The sequence below is a fragment of the Streptomyces sp. RK62 genome (assembly GCF_018070255.1).
GTDB classification, from domain to species: domain Bacteria; phylum Actinomycetota; class Actinomycetes; order Streptomycetales; family Streptomycetaceae; genus Streptomyces; species Streptomyces nigra.
Genome location: NZ_JAGPYD010000002.1, coordinates 298867 through 318704, shown reverse-complemented (window position 1 = coordinate 318704; position 19838 = coordinate 298867). Strand labels below are relative to the sequence as shown.

Annotated in this window: 13 protein-coding genes; 9 read left to right on the top strand and 4 right to left on the bottom strand. The window is 71.3% G+C overall.

The annotated features are described in order from the left end of the window. Positions 1–227: 227 nt before the first annotated feature. The 5 genes from KBY32_RS05215 (at position 228) to glgB (ending at position 9969) form a co-directional block, all read left to right on the top strand. Entirely contained in the window at positions 228–1430 is a 1203-nt protein-coding gene (locus KBY32_RS05215) for a S8 family peptidase (RefSeq protein ID WP_210979036.1), read from the top strand. A gap of 262 nt (positions 1431–1692) precedes the next feature. Further along, positions 1693–3867 carry an alpha-1,4-glucan--maltose-1-phosphate maltosyltransferase gene (locus KBY32_RS05210; RefSeq protein ID WP_210979035.1) on the top strand — a complete coding sequence of 725 codons (2175 nt, stop codon included), beginning with the start codon at positions 1693–1695 and terminating at the stop codon, positions 3865–3867. Further along, positions 3864–5564 carry a maltose alpha-D-glucosyltransferase gene (gene treS, locus KBY32_RS05205; RefSeq protein WP_210979034.1) on the top strand — a complete coding sequence of 567 codons (1701 nt, stop codon included), beginning with the start codon at positions 3864–3866 and terminating at the stop codon, positions 5562–5564. Before KBY32_RS05210 ends, treS begins: the two co-directional genes overlap by 4 nt. A gap of 83 nt (positions 5565–5647) precedes the next feature. Beyond that, on the top strand, positions 5648–7096 hold the full coding sequence (locus KBY32_RS05200; RefSeq protein WP_210979033.1) for a maltokinase: 1449 nt from the start codon (positions 5648–5650) through the stop codon (positions 7094–7096). Next, on the top strand, positions 7093–9969 hold the full coding sequence (gene glgB / locus KBY32_RS05195) for a 1,4-alpha-glucan branching enzyme (RefSeq protein WP_210979032.1): 2877 nt from the start codon (positions 7093–7095) through the stop codon (positions 9967–9969). The genes KBY32_RS05200 and glgB overlap by 4 nt, the downstream gene beginning before the upstream one ends. A 195-nt stretch (positions 9970–10164) precedes the next feature. Here glgB and KBY32_RS05190 read toward each other — a convergent pair whose 3' ends face one another. From KBY32_RS05190 to KBY32_RS05175, 4 genes are all read right to left on the bottom strand, one after another. Then, positions 10165–12381 carry a UvrD-helicase domain-containing protein gene (locus KBY32_RS05190; RefSeq protein ID WP_247689015.1) on the bottom strand — a complete coding sequence of 739 codons (2217 nt, stop codon included), beginning with the start codon at positions 12379–12381 and terminating at the stop codon, positions 10165–10167. A gap of 171 nt (positions 12382–12552) precedes the next feature. After that, positions 12553–12867: a co-chaperone YbbN gene (locus tag KBY32_RS05185; RefSeq protein WP_115505561.1), complete on the bottom strand. Its 315-nt coding sequence runs from the start codon at positions 12865–12867 to the stop codon at positions 12553–12555. Positions 12868–12881: 14 nt separating this feature from the next. Next, positions 12882–13268 (bottom strand): MerR family transcriptional regulator, encoded by a 387-nt coding sequence (locus KBY32_RS05180; protein ID WP_055624965.1) that lies wholly within the window; start codon positions 13266–13268, stop codon positions 12882–12884. Positions 13269–13383: 115 nt separating this feature from the next. Beyond that, complete coding sequence (locus KBY32_RS05175; RefSeq protein WP_210979031.1) at positions 13384–14781, bottom strand: cation:dicarboxylate symporter family transporter; 1398 nt, start codon at positions 14779–14781, stop codon at positions 13384–13386. 221 nt (positions 14782–15002) lie between these two features. Between KBY32_RS05175 and KBY32_RS05170 the strand changes: the two genes are divergently transcribed. The 4 genes from KBY32_RS05170 (at position 15003) to KBY32_RS05155 (ending at position 19836) form a co-directional block, all read left to right on the top strand. Continuing rightward, positions 15003–16688 (top strand): sensor histidine kinase, encoded by a 1686-nt coding sequence (locus KBY32_RS05170; RefSeq protein ID WP_247689014.1) that lies wholly within the window; start codon positions 15003–15005, stop codon positions 16686–16688. Then, positions 16685–17392, top strand: coding sequence for a response regulator (locus tag KBY32_RS05165; protein ID WP_055624968.1), 708 nt, complete (start codon positions 16685–16687; stop codon positions 17390–17392). The genes KBY32_RS05170 and KBY32_RS05165 overlap by 4 nt, the downstream gene beginning before the upstream one ends. Positions 17393–17516: 124 nt before the next feature. Further along, positions 17517–18890, top strand: a complete 1374-nt coding sequence (locus KBY32_RS05160) for an extracellular solute-binding protein (RefSeq protein WP_210979030.1) — start codon at positions 17517–17519, stop codon at positions 18888–18890. 10 nt (positions 18891–18900) lie between these two features. Beyond that, complete coding sequence (locus tag KBY32_RS05155) at positions 18901–19836, top strand: carbohydrate ABC transporter permease (protein WP_210979029.1); 936 nt, start codon at positions 18901–18903, stop codon at positions 19834–19836. Positions 19837–19838 lie beyond the last annotated feature (2 nt).

Sequence of the window (19838 nt, the reverse complement as noted above, 5' to 3'; positions counted from 1 at the left end):
GTGCGTTTTGCGTACCCGGGGCGCGTCGTACGGCCGATGTCCGTCCGAAAGTGGACGCAACCTTTACGCATCCGGCCATGGCGGATATGGCCGATTCCACCCCCGTAGGCGTCCTTGTGGCGACTTCTCGCATCAGGAGAGGGTGACGGATGGCGCGCCGGCCCACGCCGGGTGCACCGGGTGCTTCAGGGCCGCCGTGCGCCGAGTCGAGGAGGGGAAGCCACACCATGGCACGGACGCGCACACGGCGTCTGCGCTGGGCGGCCGGCCTGACCGCGGTGACCTGTGTCGCCGCGCTCTCGGTCGTCACCGCGCCCGCGCACGCCGCACCGGAGGGGCGGATACAGGGCGCCGGGCTGCCCGGCGCCGTCGGCGGCAGTTACGTGGTGACGCTCAGACAGGGGACGGCGGCCCTGTCGCCGGCCGGAAAGAGTCTCGCCGCGCGCTATGGGGTCGAAATCAGCCATACGTACGGCACGGTCCTCAACGGCTGGGCCATCCGCGCCGACGCGAGACAGGCCAGGCGGCTCGCGGCCGACCCCCGGGTCGCCTCGGTCGCGCAGGACACCCGGGTGACGCTGGAGGACACGCAGGAGAATCCACCGTCCTGGGGACTCGACCGCGTCGATCAGGCCAATCTTCCACTGAGCATGAGCTACAGCTGGCCGCGCCCGGCGGGGGCCGGTGTGACCGTGTACGTCATCGACACCGGCGTCCGCGTCTCGCACCGGGACTTCGGCGGCCGCGCCCGCTACGGCTGGGACTTCGTGGACGACGACCGCACGGCGGGCGACGGCAACGGCCACGGCACCCATGTCGCCGGCACGATCGCGGGCACCACGTACGGCATCGCCAAGAAGGCGCAGGTCGTGGCGGTCCGGGTGCTGGACGACACGGGCGGCGGCAGCACCGCCGACGTCATCGCGGGCATCGACTGGGTGACCCGGAACGCGAAGAAGCCGGCCGTCGCCAACGTCAGTCTGGGCGGCCCCCGCAACCGCCAGCTGGATGCCGCCGTACGCGACTCCGTGGCGTCCGGCGTCACCTACACGGTCGCGGCGGGCAACGCCGGACAGCCCGCCGCGCTGTACTCCCCCGCCGGGGTCTCCCAGGCCGTCACCGTGGGCGCGACCGACCGCACCGACCGGCGGGCCGGCTTCTCCAACCACGGCCCCGCCCTGGACCTGTTCGCCCCCGGCGTGTCGATCACCTCGGCGTCGAACGCGAGCGACACCGCGAAGGCGGCCTACTCGGGTACGTCGATGGCGTCGCCGCACGTCGCGGGCGCCGCCGCGCTCTATCTGGCGGACCATCGGCGGGCGACGCCCGCACAGGTGTCCAAGGCTCTGGTGGCGCGGGCCGTCTCCGGAAGGATCTCCGGCCGCGGGGCCGGCTCACCGGACGAACTCCTGCGGGTTCCGAAGCCGTGACGCCCGTGTGACGGCCACTCACGGGGACCGGTCCCGTTCGTCCGGAACGGGACCGGTCTTGTGCGTAGACATACGCGTGAGTAGTTAACAAAGTGCCGGATTGCCCACCCGAATAGGGTGGGAAGGCTCCTCCGGTACACCCCACCGTGCGCTCCCGGGCGCACACCCCCACGGGGTGCATCCGACAGCGACACCGTCACACCGCAGGACCCACCTCCCCATTGTCATCCGCCCACCAACGTTGACGCGGACAGGAGCGGTCATGCCCGCCAAGCACCACCAGTCGTCCTCACCCCCGACGCCCCGCGCCCAGGCCCGGCCCACCCGCGCCGAGTCACCGCCCGCCCATGACACCGTGACCGCCGACCCGGGACCGCCGACGCCGCGGCGGCCCGCCCCGGCCGCCGGGGCGGCGGACCGGATCGGGCGCATACCCGTCCTCGACGTCCGCCCGGTCGTGCAGCGCGGGCGCAGGCCCGCCAAGGCGGTGACCGGCGAGTCCTTCATGGTCACGGCGACCGTGTTCCGGGAGGGCCATGACGCGGTGGCCGCCAACGTCGTGCTGACCGATCCGAGGGGCCGCCCGGGTCCCTGGACCCCGATGCGCGAACTCGCCCCGGGCACCGACCGCTGGGGCGCGCTCGTGACACCGGACGCGCCCGGTGACTGGAGCTTCCGGGTCGAGGCGTGGAGCGATCCCGTCGCCACCTGGCGGCACCACGCCCAGATCAAGATCCCGGCCGGCATCGACACCGAGCTGGTGCTGGAGGAGGGCGCGCGCCTGCACGAACGCGCCGCCGACGGCGTGCCCGAGGGCGCGGGACGGACGGTGGTCCTGCGGGCCGCCGAGGCATTGCGGGACGAGTCCCGCCCGGCGGCATGGCGGTTGTCGGCCGCGCTGACGCCCGAGATCGACGACGTCCTCGGCCGGTATCCGTTGCGGGATCTGGTGACGGCGTCGGAGGCGTTGCCGTTGCTGGTGGAGCGGGAGCGGGCGCTGTTCGGGTCGTGGTACGAGTTCTTCCCGCGCTCGGAGGGGACGCCGGAGCGGCCGCACGGGACGTTCGAGACGGCGGCGCGCCGGCTGCCGGCGATCGCCGCGATGGGCTTCGACGTCGTGTATCTGCCGCCGATCCATCCGATCGGGACGACGTTCCGCAAGGGCCCCGACAACACGCTGTCGGCCGGGCCGGACGATGTGGGGGTGCCGTGGGCGATCGGCTCGCCCGAGGGCGGGCACGACGCCGTGCACCCGGATCTGGGGACGATCGAGGACTTCGACCGGTTCGTGGCGCGTGCGCGGGAGTTGGGGCTGGAGATCGCGCTGGACTTCGCGCTGCAGTGCTCGCCCGATCATCCGTGGGTGTCGAAGCATCCGGAGTGGTTCCACCACCGCCCGGACGGCACGATCGCGTATGCGGAGAACCCGCCGAAGAAGTACCAGGACATCTACCCGATCGCGTTCGACGCGGACATGGACGGGCTGGTCGCGGAGACCCTGCGGATCCTGCGGCACTGGATGGGCCACGGGGTGCGGATCTTCCGGGTGGACAACCCCCACACCAAGCCGGTGGTGTTCTGGCAGCGGGTCATCGCCGACATCAACCGCACCGACCCCGATGTCATCTTCCTGGCGGAGGCGTTCACCCGTCCGGCGATGATGCACACGCTGGCGCAGATCGGCTTCCAGCAGTCGTACACGTACTTCACCTGGCGGACCGGCAAGCAGGAGCTGACGGAGTATCTGACCGAGCTGTCGGGGGAGGCGGCCGCCTACATGCGGCCCAACTTCTTCGTCAACACCCCCGACATCCTGCACGCCTACCTCCAGCACGGGCACCGTCCCGCCTTCGAGGTCCGTGCCGTCCTGGCCGCCACCCTCTCCCCCACCTGGGGCGTCTACAGCGGCTACGAACTGTGCGAGAACACCCCCCTGCGCGAGGGCAGCGAGGAGTACCTGAACAGCGAGAAGTACCAGCTGCGCCAACGCGACTGGGAGACCGCCGAACGCGAGGGCCGCACCATCACCCCCCTCATCACCCGGCTGAACATGATCCGGCGGGAGAACCCGGCGCTGCGGCAGCTGCGCGACCTGCACTTCCACCACGCGGACAAGGAGGAGGTGCTCGTCTACTCCAAGCGCAGCGGCTCGAACACTGTTCTGGTGGTCGCCAACCTCGACCCCCACCACACCCAGGAGGCGACGGTCTCGTTGGACATGCCGCAACTCGGCCTGGACTGGCACGAGTCGGTGCCGGTGCGCGACGAGCTCACCGGCGAGACCTATCACTGGGGCAGAGCGAACTATGTGCGTCTGCTGCCCGGCGGCGCGCATGTGCTCGTCGTCGGACAGGAGCCCGGGGGGCGTCCCCGGGATGCGCGCGGCGAGGCTCTGCGACCGTCCACCCCGCAGATCGGAGGGTCACCCGCCACATGATCGTCAACGAGCCCGTCCCGGACACCTTCGAGGACACCCCGGCCAACGACCGTGATCCCGACTGGTTCAAGCGCGCCGTCTTCTACGAGGTCCTGGTCCGCTCCTTCCAGGACAGCAACGGCGACGGCGTGGGCGACCTCAAGGGCCTGACCGCCAAGCTCGACTACCTGCAATGGCTCGGCGTCGACTGCCTGTGGCTGCCGCCCTTCTTCAAGTCCCCGCTGCGCGACGGCGGCTACGACGTCTCCGACTACACCTCCGTGCTCCCCGAGTTCGGCGACCTCGCGGACTTCGTGGAGTTCGTGGACGCGGCCCATCAGCGGGGCATGCGGGTGATCATCGACTTCGTCATGAACCACACGAGTGATCAGCACCCGTGGTTCCAGGAGTCCCGCAAGGACCCCGAGGGCCCCTACGGCGACTACTACATGTGGGCCGACGACGACAAGGCCTATCCCGACGCGCGCATCATCTTCGTCGACACCGAGGCCTCCAACTGGACCTTCGACCCGGTCCGCAAGCAGTACTACTTCCACCGCTTCTTCTCCCACCAGCCCGACCTCAACTACGAGAACCCGGCCGTGCAGGAGGAGATCCTCTCCGCCCTGAAGTTCTGGCTCGACCTCGGCATCGACGGCTTCCGCCTCGACGCCGTCCCCTACCTCTACGCCGAGGAAGGGACCAACTGCGAGAACCTCCCGGCGACCCACGAGTTCCTGAAGCGGGTGCGCAAGGAGATCGACGCGCAGTACCCGGACACGGTGCTGCTGGCGGAGGCGAACCAGTGGCCGGAGGACGTCGTCGACTACTTCGGGGACTACGCCTCGGGCGGCGACGAGTGCCACATGGCCTTCCACTTCCCGGTCATGCCCCGCATCTTCATGGCGGTGCGCCGCGAGTCCCGCTACCCCGTCTCGGAAATCCTCGCGAAGACCCCGGCCATCCCGTCCGGCTGCCAGTGGGGCATCTTCCTGCGCAACCACGACGAGCTGACCCTGGAGATGGTCACCGACGAGGAGCGCGACTACATGTGGGCGGAATACGCCAAGGACCCCCGCATGCGCGCCAACATCGGCATCCGCCGGCGTCTGGCCCCGCTCCTCGACAACGACCGCAACCAGATCGAACTGTTCACCGCGCTGCTGCTGTCCCTGCCGGGCTCGCCGATCCTCTACTACGGCGACGAGATCGGCATGGGCGACAACATCTGGCTCGGCGACCGCGACGCCGTCCGCACGCCGATGCAGTGGACGCCGGACCGCAACGCCGGCTTCTCGTCGAGCGACCCCGGACGGCTGTTCCTGCCGACGATCATGGACCCGGTCTACGGCTACCAGGTCACGAACGTCGAGGCATCCATGTCCTCGCCGTCCTCGCTGCTCCACTGGACCCGGCGCATGATCGAGATCCGCAAGCAGAACCCCGCCTTCGGACTCGGCTCCTACACCGAACTCCAGTCGACGAACCCGGCGGTGATCGCGTTCCTGCGGGAGTACGAGGACGACCTCGTGCTCTGCGTGAACAACTTCTCGCGGTTCGCGCAGCCGACGGAACTCGATCTCAGCCCGTTCACCGGCCGCCATCCGGTCGAGCTGTTCGGCGGGGTGCGATTCCCGGCCATCGGTGAGCTCCCGTACTTGCTGACGCTCGGGGGCCACGGCTTCTACTGGTTCCGGCTGCGCAAGGACGCCGCCTGAGAGCCCGGCGGGGCGGTTTCCACCGCCCCGCCGGGGGCACGCAGAAGTATCACCCCGACCGCCCGGGGAAAGGACGCGACGTCATGTCGGAAGCCGTCACCCGCAGCTCCCTCTCCACCCCGCCCGGCCTCCTCGCGTCACTGGAGCCCCTGCTCAGGGACTGGCTGCCGCGGCAGCGCTGGTTCGCCGGCAAGGGGCGTCCGGTCACGGGCTTCTCGATGGTCGCGGCGACCGCCCTGCTGCCGCCCGGCGGCACCCGGGGCCTGTACCACCTGCTGGTGCGCGCCCATCAGCCGCTCACACCCGCGCGGGGCGCGCCCGAACAACCGGCGGACTGCTACCAGTTGCTCATCGGTGAACGCGAGACCCTGCCGCCCCGGCTGGCACCCGCGCTGATCGGGCATGTCACCGGCGGCCCGCTCGCGGGACGCACCGTGTACGACGCGCTGTACGACCCCCGCCCCTGCGAACTGCTCCTGGAGGCCCTGCGCACCGGGGCCCGTATCGGCGCTCTGCGCTTCGAACGGGACAGCGGCACCGAGATCCGGTCGGGCCTGGTGCCCCGCCTGATCACCTCGGAGCAGTCCAACTCCTCTGTCGTATACGGCGATACGTTCATCCTGAAGCTGCTGCGCAGGGTGGTGCCCGGCGTCAACCCCGACCTGGAGCTGCCTCTGGCGCTGGCCCGCGAGGGCTGCGACCGGGTGCCCGCGCCGACCGCGTGGATGCGGGCGGAGCTCTCGGGTGAGCCGTATGTGCTGGGGGTGCTCCAGCCGTTCGTGCAGGGCGCGGCGGACGGCTGGGACCTGGCGCTGCGCGGGCTCGCCAAGGGCGAGGACTTCGCGGCGGCCGCGCGGGCGCTGGGGCGCGCGACCGCCGAGGTGCACACGGCGCTGGCCCGCGCCCTGCCGACCGTCACGCTCGGGCACACCCAGGTGCGGCAACAGGTCGAGGGCATGCTCGAACGGCTCGACGCCGCCGCCCAGGCGGTGCCCACGTTACGGCCGTACGCGCCCGCCCTGCGCTCGGCCTTCGACGCGCTGGCCGAACTCGCCGCCGAGGGCTCCACCTGGACGGCCCAGCGTGTCCACGGCGATCTGCACCTCGGGCAGTGCCTGCGCTCGCCCTCCGGGCAGTGGTGGCTGATCGACTTCGAGGGCGAGCCGTCGAAGCCGCTCGCGGAACGGCGGATGCCGCAGCCGCCGGTACGGGACGTGGCCGGCATGCTGCGCAGCTTCGACTACGCCGCCCACTCCGCCGAGCATCCGGCCCCCGGCTGGGCCGAGGCCTGCCGGGCCGCCTACTGCACCGGGTACGCCGAGGCCGGCGACGCCGACCCGCGGACCGATCCGGTGCTGCTGCGGGCGTACGAGACGGACAAGGCGATCTACGAGGTCGTGTACGAGGCCCGGCACCGGCCGGACTGGCTGCCGGTGCCGATGGCGGCGATACGCCGGCTCGCCGCCGACGCCCCGCCCGCACCCCCCTCCACCCCTGTGTTCCCCCCTTCGCCGAGGAGGCCCCGCCCGTGACCCCCCGCACCACTCCCCCCAGCGAGCCGGACCCGCAGACACCGGCCGAGTCCACGACGGCCGAGACGAAGACGCCGGCGAAGAAGACGGCGGCCAGGAAGGCGCCCGCGAAGAAGGCCGCGCAGGCCGGGACGGCCAGGTCCGCGCAGGCCGTGGAGAAGGCCGTGGCGTCCATGCGGGAGGGGGCCGCGAAGAAGGGGACGGCGAAGAAGGCCCCGGCCGCGGCGGCCGCGAAGAAGGCCGTCGAGAAGACGGCGGTCGCGAAGAAGACGGCTGCGAAGAAGACGGCTCCGGCCGAGAAGACGGCTGCCAAGAAGGCCGCGGCGACGAAGAAGGCCGTGGCGAAGAAGACGACCGCCAAGAAGGCCGCGACCACGACCGCCACTGCCAAGAAGGCGGTGGCCAAGAAAGCGGTGGCCAAGAAGGCCGCCGCTCAGCAGTCCCCCGCGAAGAAGACCGTCGCCAAGCAGGCCGGCGCGCGGACCCCCGCCAAGGCCGCCGCTGGGAAGGGCTCCACCGGCGAGGGCCCCACCGCGCCGCCGTCCGGGGGCGCGGGTGCGAAGAAGGCCGGGACCCGGCGGATTCCCGCCCAGCAGGCCGCGCAGAAGAAGATCCCCGCCCAGCAGGCGAGCGAGGGCAAGGGCGGCGGCGAGCAGCAGCCTCCGGCGCCCGTGACGGTCGCGGACTCCGCCGCCCTGGACGCCGCCGACCGCGACCGGCTGCTGTCCGGCACGCACCACGAGCCGCACTCCGTGCTCGGCGCGCACCCGGTCCCCGGCGGGGTCGCCTTCCGTGCCTTCCGGCCGTTCGCCCTGTCGGTGACGGTCGTCGCCGGTGCCGTACGGGCGGAGCTGCACGACGACGGCGACGGCTTCTTCACCGGGCTGCTCCCGCTGCGGGACGTACCGCAGGACTACCGGCTCCTCGTGGCGTACGAGGGGACGGTGCAGGAGACCGAGGACGCGTACCGCTTCCTGCCCGCGCTGGGCGACCTGGACCTGCATCTGATCGGTGAGGGCCGGCATGAGGAGCTGTGGCGGGCCCTCGGCGCCCAGCCGATGACGCACCAGGGCGTGACCGGCACCCGCTTCACGGTGTGGGCGCCGAACGCGCGCGGCGTCTCGCTCGCCGGCACCTTCAACTACTGGGACGGCACCGGCTACCCGCTGCGCTCGCTCGGCGGTACGGGCGTGTGGGAGCTGTTCGTGCCCGGCATCGGGGAGGGCGAGCTCTACAAGTTCGAGATCACCCGGCCCGACGGTTCGAAGACGCTGCGCGCGGACCCGATGGCCCGGCGCACGGAGGCCCCGCCGAACACGTCGTCCATCGTGTACGCCTCGGGGTACGAGTGGGGTGACGCGGCCTGGCTGGAGCGGCGCGGGACACCGGCCCCGCACGAGGCGCCGTTCTCGGTGTACGAGGTCCATCTGGCTTCCTGGCGGCCGGGGTTGACGTACCGCCAGCTCGCGGAGCAGCTGCCCGCCTACGTCAAGGACCTGGGCTTCACGCATGTGGAGCTGATGCCGGTCGCCGAGCATCCGTTCGGGGGCTCGTGGGGCTACCAGGTCACCGGGTTCTACGCGCCGACGGCCCGGCTCGGCACCCCCGACGACTTCAAGTACCTCGTGGACCGGCTGCACCAGGCCGGGATCGGGGTGCTGATGGACTGGGTGCCGGCGCACTTCCCGCGCGACGACTGGGCGCTGGCCGAGTTCGACGGGCGCCCGCTGTACGAGCACGAGGACCCGCTGCGTTCCGCGCACCCCGACTGGGGCACGCTGGAGTTCGACTTCGGACGGCGCGAGGTGCGCAACTTCCTGGTCGCCAACGCGGTGTACTGGTGCGAGGAGTTCCACATTGACGGCCTGCGGGTGGACGCCGTCGCCTCGATGCTCTACCTGGACTACTCACGTGAGCCCGGCCAGTGGGTGCCGAACGAGCACGGCGGCCGGGAGAACCTGGACGCGGTGGCGTTCCTGCAGGAGATGAACGCGACCGTCTACCGGCGCAACCCGGGGATCGTGACGATCGCGGAGGAGTCGACGGCCTGGGACGGGGTGACCCGGCCGACGCATGTGACCGGTCCCGGCGGCTTCGGCGGGCTGGGCTTCGGGCTGAAGTGGAACATGGGCTGGATGCACGACTCGCTGCAGTACATGACGAAGGAGCCGGTGCACCGCAGGTACCACCACGACGAGATGACGTTCTCGATGGTGTACGCGTACAGCGAGAACTACGTCCTGCCGATCTCGCACGACGAGGTGGTGCACGGCAAGCGGTCGCTGGTGTCGAAGATGCCGGGTGACTGGTGGCAGCAGCGGGCCAATCTGCGGGCCTACCTGGGCTTCATGTGGGCGCACCCGGGGAAGCAACTTCTCTTCATGGGGCAGGAGTTCGCGCAGGGCGCGGAGTGGTCCGAGGCGCACGGGCCGGACTGGTGGCTGCTGGACCCCGCGTACGGGGCGGAGGCGGACCATCGGGGGGTGCGGGATCTGGTGCGGGACCTGAACACGGTGTACCGGCATACGCCGGCGCTGTGGCAGCGGGACACGGATCCGTCCGGGTTCCGGTGGGTGGTGGGTGATGCCGCCGATGACAACGTGTTCGCGTTTCTGCGGTACGACGCGGAGGGGGTGCCGTTGCTGGCGGTGTCGAACATGTCGCCGGTCGTGCGGGAGGAGTATCGGCTGGGGGTGCCGGAGGAGGTGCCGGCGTGGCATGAGGTTCTGAACACGGATGCGGCGCGGTACGGGGGCGGTGACGTGGTCAACCCCGAGCCGGTGAAGCCCGAGCCGCAGACCTGGCACGCCCACCCGGCCAGCATCCGCCTGACGCTGCCACCCCTGGCCACCGTCTGGCTCCGCCCGGCCTAGGTTTCCTCGCCCCCGCCGCCCCTACCCGCCCCATCCTTCTGGGGCTCCGCCCCAGACCCCGCTCCTCAAACGCCGGAGGGGCTGAATTCAGCCCGTCCGGCGTTTGAGGACGAGGCCCGTCCAGGGCCGAAACGGGGGCCCGGGGGCGGCAGCCCCCGGGGACGGGACGGGAAGGGGCGGCGGGGGCGAAGGAAGTCAGTTCTCGGACAGGGCCTTGGGGAGGCGGCCCGTGTGGAGGACGCCCAGGCGTTGCGTCGCACGCGTCAGGGCCACGTACAAGTCGCTCGTGCCGTACAGCCCCGGCTCCACCACCAGCACCGAGTCGAACTCCAGCCCCTTGGCCTGACGGGGGTCGAGGAGCACGACCGTACGCGTGAGATCGGGCTGCTCCCCCGCCGTCACCCCGTCCAGCCGAGCGGCCAGCCGCCGGTGCAGATGCCGCGGCGCGATGACCGCGAGCCGCCCCTCCGCGGGCGTCAGCTCCTTCACCGCCGAGGCCACGGCCTCGGGCAGATCGTCGGTGGCCCGGATCCACGGCCGCTCCCCCGTGGACCGTACGGAACTCGGCGGTTCGAAGTCCGGGTCCTCCGCCCGGACGACGGCCGCCGCCAGCTCCATGATCTCGGCGGGCGTACGGTAGTTGACGCCGAGCCGGGTGTGCTCCCAGCGGTCCTCGACGTACGGCTGGAGGATCTTCTCCCAGGAGCCGACGCCGGCCGCCTCGGCGGTCTGCGCCGGGTCGCCGACGAGGGTCATCGACCGGGTGGGGACGCGCCGCATGAGCAGGCGCCAGGCCATCGGGGACAGCTCCTGCGCCTCGTCGACGATGATGTGCCCGAACGCCCAGGTCCGGTCGGCCGCCGCGCGCTGGGCGGCGCTGCGGTGGTCGTCCTCCTCCTGGCGTTCGGCGAACCGCTCGGCGTCGATGATGTCGTGCGCGGAGAGGATCTCGCTGTCCTCCTCGTCCTTGTCGTCGAACTCATAGGTCCGGGACGCGTACGACACGTCCAGCACGCCCTGCGCGTAGGCGATCTGCGTCTCGCGCTCACGCTCGGCGCGGGCCCGGGCGAGCCGGTCGTCCTCGCCGAGCAGTTCGGCGGCCTCGTCGAGCAGCGGTACGTCCGCCACGGTCCACGCCCGGGTGACGGGCCGACGGATCGCGGCGGCGTCCTCGTCGGGGAGGTAGCCGACGGGGTCGGCGAGGAAGTCGGCGACCAGGCGCTGCGGGGTGAGCCGGGGCCACAGCTGGTCGATGGCCGCCCACACCTCGGGGTTCTCGGCGATCTCGTCGCGGATCTGGGTGATGTCGCTGGGGTCGAGCAGGCTGGTGCCGTCGAAGGGGTCGGTGCCGACCCGCTCGGCGTACAGCTCGGTGAGGGTGTTGAGGATGTGCCCCTCGAAGTGCTCCCGGGCCGCGTTGTGCGGCAGCCGGGCGGCGCGGGTCCTCTCGCGGGCGACCTTGACGAGTCCGTCGTCGAGCATGAGGACCTCGCGGTCGTGCTCGATGGCGATGACCGGGTCGGGCAGCGCCTGCCAGTCCCGGACGACCTCGGCGAGGACGTCGGCCATGTCGGCGCGGCCCTTCACGGCGGCCGCCTCGCGGGTGTCGGTGGCGGTGGCCTTCACGCCGGGGAAGAGTTCGCCGACCGTGGCCAGCAGGACGCCGGTCTCGCCGAGGGAGGGCAGCACCTCGCCGATGTAGCCGAGGAAGGCGGGGTTGGGGCCGACGATGAGGACGGCCCGCTTGGCGAGCAGCTCGCGGTGCTCGTAGAGGAGGTAGGCGGCGCGGTGCAGGGCGACGGCGGTCTTGCCGGTGCCGGGGCCGCCCTCGACGACGAGGACTCCGCGGTGCGGTGCCCGGATGATCTCGTCCTGCTCGGCCTGGATGGTCTGCACGATGTCGTGCATCCGGCCGGTGCGGGCGGCGTCGAGCGCCGCGAGGAGCACGGCGTCGCCGCTGGGGTCCTCGTGGCCGGTGCGCTCCCGGTCGCCGAGGTCGAGGATCTCGTCGTGCAGGGCGGTGACCGTCCGCCCCTCGGTGGTGATGTGCCGCCGGCGGCGCAGCCCCATCGGGGTGTGGCCGGTGGCCAGGTAGAAGGGGCGGGCGACGTCGGCCCGCCAGTCGATGAGGATCGGGGTGCGTTCGGTGTCGTCGGCGCGCAGGCCGATCCGGCCGATGTGGTGGGCGCCGCCCGAGGAGAGGTCGATCCGGCCGAAGCACAGGGAGCCGTCGACCGCGTTGAGCGCGGCGAGCAGCCCCGAGCGTTCGGCGACGAGGATGTCCCGCTCCAGGCGGGCCTGCATGGGCTTGTCGCCCTGGGCGAGCGCGTCCGTGACTCCGGCCTCGGTGTCGCCGCGCAGGGCGTCGACGCGTGCGTACAGGCCGTCGATGAATTCCTGCTCGCGTCGCAATTCACCGTCTTGGAATTCGGTGTTTGACAATTCCGCTCCCGCCCGGATATACTGTGCTCACTGAACTTCTCCGCGCCTTCCCTATTCGAAGTCGCGAACCATTGAATATACGCAAAGAAATCCCCCGGGCGCAATTGCCCGGGGGATTTCTCGTTGCGTGTGGCGCGGTGCTCAGAGCACGTCGGCCAGCTCCTCCAGCAGCCGCCGCTTGGGCCGCGCCCCGACCATCGCCTTCACCGGCTCGCCGTCGCGGAAGACGAGGAAGGTCGGCATGGACAGCACCTTGTAGGCGTTGGTCGTCAGCGGATTGGTGTCCACATCGAGCTGAACGACCTTCAGCCGCTCCCCCTCCTCCGCGGCCAGCGCGCCCAGCACCGGTCCCATCTGCCGGCACGGCGGGCACCAGTCGGCGGTGAACTCCACCAGCACCGGCAGCTCCGCCCCGATCACCTCCGCCGCGAAGTCCGCGTCCGTCACCTCGGTCACGCCCGCCGCCTTGATCACAGCTCCCGCCCTCCCAGTTCGCACAACGGTGGTTCGCTCTCGGCCAGCGCCAGCCGCAGCCCTATCTGCTCGCGGACGGCCCGCAGCTCGCCGATCAGCGCGTCGAGCTCGTCCAGCTTGCGCCGGTACACCGCGAGCGAGGCCGGGCAGGTGTCGCCCTCCGCATGGCCGGCCCGCAGGCACTCCACGAACGGCCGGGTCTCCTCCAGGTCGAACCCGAAGTCCTGCAGCGTCCTGATCTGCCGCAGCAACCGCAGGTCGCCCTCGTCGTACACCCGGTGCCCGTTGGGGCCGCGCCGCGCGGGCAGCAGCCCGCGTGACTCGTAGTAGCGCAGGGTGCGCGTCGTGGTCCCGGCCCGCGCGGCCAGCTCGCCGATTCGCATGCGGTCGAACGTAGTCCTTGACGCCGACGTCAGGGCAAGGGCCGCACACGGCCGGACGCCCGGCCCCGGTTCAGGCGGGGCCGGGCGTCCGGTGCGAAGGGGCCGGTCAGGGCGGTCACGCCTTCGCGAGCTCCTTCTCGCCGTCCTGGCCGGGGGCCTCGGCCGGGGCGGGCTCGGTGTCGTGGCCGTGGTCGTCGAGCAGGGTCTTCTCGTCGAAGGGGATACGGCCCGCGAGCACCTCGTCGACGCGCTCCCGGTCGATCTCCTTCGTCCAGGTGCCGATGAGCACGGTGGCGACGGCGTTGCCCGCGAAGTTCGTCAGGGCGCGGGCCTCGCTCATGAAGCGGTCGATGCCGACGATCAGGCCGATGCCGTCCACCAGGGCCGGCTTGTGCGACTGCAGGCCGCCGGCCAGGGTCGCGAGCCCGGCGCCGGTGACACCGGCGGCGCCCTTGGAGGCGACCAGCAGGAAGAGCAGCAGCGGGATCTGCTCACCGATCGACATAGGGGTGCCCATGGCGTCGGCGATGAACAGGGACGCCATGGTCATGTAGATCATGGTGCCGTCGAGATTGAAGGAGTAGCCGGTCGGGACGGTGATGCCGACGACGGGCTTGCTGACGCCGAGGTGCTCCATCTTCGCGATGAGGCGCGGCAGGGCCGACTCGGAGGACGACGTCGACAGGATCAGCAGGAACTCACGGCCCAGGTACTTGAACAGCGTGAAGACGTTGAGGCCGGCGACGATCCGCAGCAGCGCGCCCAGCACCAGGAACACGAACAGGAAGCAGGTGACGTAGAAGCCCAGCATCAGCACGGCGAGGCTCTTGAGCGCGTCCACGCCGGCCGAGCCGGTGACGGCGGCGATGGCGCCGAAGGCACCGATCGGCGCGGCCCACATCACCATGGCGAGGATGCGGAAGACGAGCCGCTGGATGTGCTGCACCCCGCGCAGGATCGGCTCCCCGGCGGAGCCCATGGCCTGCAGCGCGAAACCGGCGAGCAGGGCGATCAGGAGGGTCTGCAGGACCGACTCGGAGGTGAAGGCGGAGACGATCGTGGTCGGGATGATGCCGAGCAGGAACTCGGTGGTGTCCTTGGCCTCCGCGTCCACCTGCGCCTGGCCGACGTCCTTGACGGCGTCGGTGACGGCGAGGCCGGTGCCGGGCTCCAGGATGTTGCCGACGACGAGGCCGATGGCGAGGGCGACCAGCGACATCGCCAGGAAGTAGACCAGTGCGATACCGCCGACGGCGCCGACCTTGGCGGCCTTCCGTACGGAGCCGATGCCCAGCACGATCGTGCAGAAGATGATCGGCGAGATCATCATCTTGATCAGTGCGACGAAGCCCGTGCCGATCGGCTTCAGCTCCACGGCGAAGTCGGGCGCGACCAGGCCCACGGTGATACCGAGGGCCACCGCGATGATCACCGCGATGTAGAGGTAGTGCGTGCGGTCCCGCTTGGCGACGGGTGCGGCAGGTGCCGTATCGGGGGAACTGGCGGCGGCCACGGCTGCCCTCCTTGACGTCTTCGTCGGTTGTCACCGGCGTGCGGCTCACGTCCGGGGTGGGGGTTCGCTGGGGACCAGGGCGTGTTTCCGAGAACACGCCCCAGCGCGCCCCTGGGGACGGGGGTCGTATGCAGCGATGCGGTGACTATCTCCCGGCGTGTGAGGGCGGTCACCCTTCCGTTCATTTAGTTCACCGGGAACCGTGCGGGCAGACTGGCGGCATGCGTATCCCCGTCCCGAGACCCCGCAGCCTGGCCGGGCAGCTGTTCGCCATGCAGGCCGTGCTGATCGCGGTGCTGTTCTCCGGGTACGCCGTGTTCACCTACCTCAGCGACCGCGATCAGGCCGAGGACGCGGCGGGCCGGCAGGCCGCGGCGGTGGCCCAGTCGATCGCCGACGCCCCGTCGACGCGCGAGGCCATCCGCACCGACGATCCGACGGCCGACCTCCAGCCGTACGCGCTGCGGGTCCAGCGGGACGCCGAGGTCGACTTCGTCACGATCATGGATCCGCGCGGGATCCGCTGGACCCACCCGGACGACCGGCAGATAGGGCGGCCGTTCCGCGGGCACACCGAGCGCGCGCTCCACGGGGAGCCGTTCACGGAGACGTACACCGGCACCCTGGGCCCGTCGGTGCGGGCGGTGGTGCCGATCTACGACGGCGGCACCGGCCGGGACGACATCGTCGGCCTGGTCAGCGCGGGCATCCGGGTGGAGGAGATCAGCAAGCGGGTGCAGGAGCAGCTGACCGCCCTGATCGGCGGGGCGGCGGGCGCGCTGACGCTGGGCGCGGTCGGCACGTATGTGATCAACGCGCGGCTGCGCCGGCACACCCACGGGATGAACGCGGCCGAGCTGAGCCGGATGCACGACTACCACCAGGCCGCCCTGCACGCGGTGCGCGAGGGGCTGCTGATGCTGGACGGGCAGTTCCGGGTGGCGCTCATCAACGACGGGGGCCGGGAGCTGCTGGGCGTCGGCGACGTGGTGGGCCGGTCCGTGGCGGAGCTGGGGCTGCCGGCGCCGCTGACGGGCGCGCTGCTCGCGTCCGAGCCCCGGGTGGACGAGGTGCATCTGACCGCCGAGCGGGTGCTGGTCGTGAACACCTCACCGGTCTCGGGCGGTGAGCGGCGGGGCACGGTGGTGACGCTGCGCGACGTGACCGAGCTGCAGTCGGTGATGGGTGAGCTGGACTCCGAGCGGGGCTTCACGCAGGCGCTGCGCTCGCAGGCGCACGAGGCGGCGAACCGGCTGCACACGGTGGTGTCGCTGATCGAGCTGGGGCGGGCCGAGGAGGCGGTGGAGTTCGCCACCGCCGAGCTGGAGCTGGCGCAGGCGCTCACCGACCAGGTCGTCGCGGCGGTGAGCGAGCCGGTGCTGGCGGCGCTGCTGCTCGGCAAGACGGCCCAGGCGAACGAGCGGGGCGTGGAACTCGTCGTCTCCGAGGACAGCCGGCTCGACGACGGGCTGCTGAGCGAGGCACTGCCCGCCCGGGACCTGGTGACCGTGCTGGGCAATCTGATCGACAACGCCGTGGACGCGGCACAGGGAAGCGTGGGGGCACGGGTGACGGTGACGGCGTACGCGCGGGACGGCGAACTGGTGCTGCGGGTGACGGACACCGGCACCGGGGTGGACCCCGCGCACGCCGAGGCGGTGTTCCGGCGCGGGTTCTCCACCAAGCCGGCCGGGCCGGGCGGCCGGGGCCTGGGGCTGGCGCTGGTCCGGCAGGTCGTGACCCGGCACCGGGGGGAGCTGGCGGTGACCCGGGCCGAGGGCGGCGGGGCGGTGTTCGAGGTGCGGCTGCGCCTGGCGGACGGCGGCTCCGGTGACCCGGGTGCGGGTACCGTGCCCGCGCAGGGCGGATCCGTCGAGGACGCCGTGGCCGTGAGAGGTGACGTATGACGGGGGGCGGCGCCGCGCAGCCGATCCGGGTGCTGGTGGTCGAGGACGACCCGGTAGCCGCGGACGCTCATGTGATGTACGTCGGCCGGGTGCCGGGTTTCGTCGCGGTCGGTACGGCGCACACGGGCGCGGAGGCGCGCCGGGCGCTGGAGCGGACGCCGGTGGATCTGCTGCTGCTGGACCTGCATCTGCCGGATGTGCACGGGCTGCAGCTGGCCCGGTCGCTGCGGGCCGCCGGGCATCACGCGGACGTGATCGCGGTGACGTCGGCCCGGGATCTCGCGGTGGTGCGCGAGGGGGTGTCGCTGGGCGTCGTGCAGTACGTGCTGAAGCCGTTCACCTTCGCCACGCTGCGGGACCGGCTGGTGCGGTACGCGGAGTTCCACGCGGCCGTCGGCGAGGCGAGCGGCCAGGACGAGGTGGACCGGGCGCTCGCGGCGCTGCGGGCGCCGGGCCCCGCGGCGCTCCCGAAGGGGCTGAGCGGTCCGACGCTGGAGCGGGTGACCGGTGCGGTGCGGGACGCGGACGGCGGGCTGACGGCGGCCGGGGTCGCCGAGGCCGTGGGGATCTCCCGGATCACGGCCCGCCGCTATCTGGAGCATCTGGTCGATGCCGGGCGGGCCGAACGCAGGCCGGTGTACGGGCAGGTGGGGCGTCCGGAGCTGGTGTACCGGTGGCTGCCGGGGCCGGGGACGGGCCGATAGACGCCGGCCGTCACGACCTCCTCAAGCGCTTTCCCCCGCACATCCATTGACCTGACTAGACCACTCCTCTTAGGTTCACCGGGCAGCCGTCCAGCGCCACAACGTCGTGCGCCCGCAGGAGGTCATGCCCGTGCGCCCCACCGCCGCCCTCCCCCCGCTCCTCGCCGTCGCCCTCGCCGTCACCACGCTCACCGCGTGCGGCGGCGGTTCCGGCAGCGACCCGGACACGCTGAAGGTCTCCTTCAAGCAGTCCACGGACAACTCCGTGAAGGTGATGGACACCTATCTCGCGGACATCAAGAAGCAGTTCGAGAAGGCGAACCCCGGCAAGAAGGTGGAGTTCGTCCCCATCAAGGCCCCGGACTCGGAGTACTACACCAAGCTGCAGCAGATGCTCCGCTCCCCCAAGACCGCTCCCGACCTGGTCTACGAGGACACCTTCCTCATCAACTCGGACATCACCAGCGGGTACTTGAAGCCGCTCGACCCGTATCTCGCGAAGTGGCCGGACTGGGACCAGTTCATCGACACGGCGAAGGCCGCGGCCAAGGGCGAGGACGGCAGGACGTACGGCGTCCCGGACGGCACCGACACCCGGGGCCTGTGGTTCGACAAGGGGATCTTCGCCAAGGCGGGTCTGCCCGCCGACTGGCAGCCGAAGACCTGGGACGACGTCCTCGACGCGGCCCGTGCCATCAAGACGAAGGTCCCCGGCGTCACACCCCTGAACGTCTACACCGGCAAGCCCGCCGGCGAGGCCGCCACCATGCAGGGCTTCGAGATGCTGCTGTACGGCACGAACGACGGCTCCTCGGACCCGCTGTACGACAAGGGGTCCAAGAAGTGGATCGCCGGAAGCAAGGGCTTCAAGGACGCCCTGGCGTTCGTGGAGACGGTCTACAAGGAGAAGCTGGGACCGGACGTCTCTGACGCCCTCGACCCCAACTTCGGTACCCGGGTGCGCGGTGAGCTGCTGCCCGAGGGCAAGCTCGGCATCGACCTCGACGGGTCCTGGCTGCCGCAGGACTGGCTGGAGGGCAGCGGCCACGAGTGGCCGGAGTGGTCGCGGAAGCTGGGGCTTGCCGCCATGCCCACCCAGCACGGGCAGGCGCCCGGCAAGGTGAGCATGTCCGGCGGCTGGACCTGGGCGATCCCCGCCAAGGCCGGCAACCCCGACCTCGCCTTCGAGTTCGTGAAGACCATGCAGACCAAGGCGAACGCGAAGAAGTGGTACATCGCCAACTCCGGTATCGCGGTCCGCGAGGACGTCGCCGCCGACCCCGGGTACGTCGAGGCGCAGCCCGGCATCAAGTTCTTCACCGATCTGGTGGCCTCCACGCACTACCGGCCCGCCTACCCGGCGTACCCGAAGGTCTCCACCGCGATCCAGGAGGCGATGGAGGGCGTGACCACGGGTGACGCGTCGGTGGAGGAGGCGGCGAAGGCGTACGACGAGGAGCTGGAATCGGCGACCGACGGCCAGGTGATCGAGAAGTGAGCCGCCGCCCATGAGCACCGCCACCGATCCCGGCCTCGAAAAGAGGCCGGGTCCGGGCGCCGCGCCGCCCCGCCCGGCCGCCCGGTCCCCTCGCGTCCCGCTGCTGCGGGTCCTGCCGCTGGCCCCGGCCGTCGTCCTCCTGCTGCTGTTCCTGGCCGGCCCGATCGCGTACTGCGCCTACATCGCGTTCACCGACCTCCAGCTGACCGGGCAGGCCGAGGACTCGTTCGTCGGGTTCGAGAACTTCACCACCGCCTTCGGCGACGACGCGTTCCTGAACGCCGTCTGGCTCACCCTCGTCTTCACGGTGATCTCGGCCCTGGTCGGCCAGAACACCCTGGGGCTGGCGCTGGCGGCGCTGATGCAGCGCGCCTCGAAGCCGGTGCGCACGCTGGTCGGCGGCATCGTCATCACGGCGTGGGTGCTGCCGGAGGTCGTCGCCGGCTTCCTGCTGTACGCCTTCTTCCGCCGCGAGGGCACCCTGAACGCCGTACTGGACTGGCTCCATCTGCCCACCCAGAACTGGCTGTTCACCCTGCCGATCCTGGCGGTGTCCTTCGCGAACGTCTGGCGGGGCACGGCCTTCTCGATGCTGGTGTACTCGGCGGCCCTCAACGAGATCCCGAAGGAGATCACCGAGGCCGCGGAGGTCGACGGGGCCGGCGGTTGGCGCCGGCTGTGGCACATCACGCTGCCGATGATCCGGCGCTCCATCGGCACCAATCTGATGCTGATCACCTTGCAGACGCTGTCCGTGTTCGGGCTGATCTGGGTGATGACCCGGGGCGGTCCGGGCGGCCGCAGCCAGACGCTGCCGCTGTTCATGTACGAGGAGGCGTTCCAGAAGAGCATGATCGGCTACGGCACCGCGGTCGCCCTGCTGCTGCTCGTGGTGGGCTCGCTGTTCTCGGTGGTCTATCTGCGTCTGCTGCGAACGGAGGTCTGAGC

Bases quoted from the DNA above. Each gene is read 5' to 3' on its own strand.
- KBY32_RS05215 (WP_210979036.1), top strand. From the start codon at position 228: ATGGCACGGACGCGCACACGGCGTCTGCGCTGGGCGGCCGGCCTGACC.
- KBY32_RS05210 (WP_210979035.1), top strand. From the start codon at position 1,693: ATGCCCGCCAAGCACCACCAGTCGTCCTCACCCCCGACGCCCCGCGCC.
- treS (WP_210979034.1), top strand. From the start codon at position 3,864: ATGATCGTCAACGAGCCCGTCCCGGACACCTTCGAGGACACCCCGGCC.
- KBY32_RS05200 (WP_210979033.1), top strand. From the start codon at position 5,648: ATGTCGGAAGCCGTCACCCGCAGCTCCCTCTCCACCCCGCCCGGCCTC.
- KBY32_RS05180 (WP_055624965.1), bottom strand. From the start codon at position 13,268: ATGCGAATCGGCGAGCTGGCCGCGCGGGCCGGGACCACGACGCGCACC.
- KBY32_RS05170 (WP_247689014.1), top strand. From the start codon at position 15,003: ATGCGTATCCCCGTCCCGAGACCCCGCAGCCTGGCCGGGCAGCTGTTC.
- KBY32_RS05165 (WP_055624968.1), top strand. From the start codon at position 16,685: ATGACGGGGGGCGGCGCCGCGCAGCCGATCCGGGTGCTGGTGGTCGAG.
- KBY32_RS05160 (WP_210979030.1), top strand. From the start codon at position 17,517: ATGCCCGTGCGCCCCACCGCCGCCCTCCCCCCGCTCCTCGCCGTCGCC.
- KBY32_RS05155 (WP_210979029.1), top strand. From the start codon at position 18,901: ATGAGCACCGCCACCGATCCCGGCCTCGAAAAGAGGCCGGGTCCGGGC.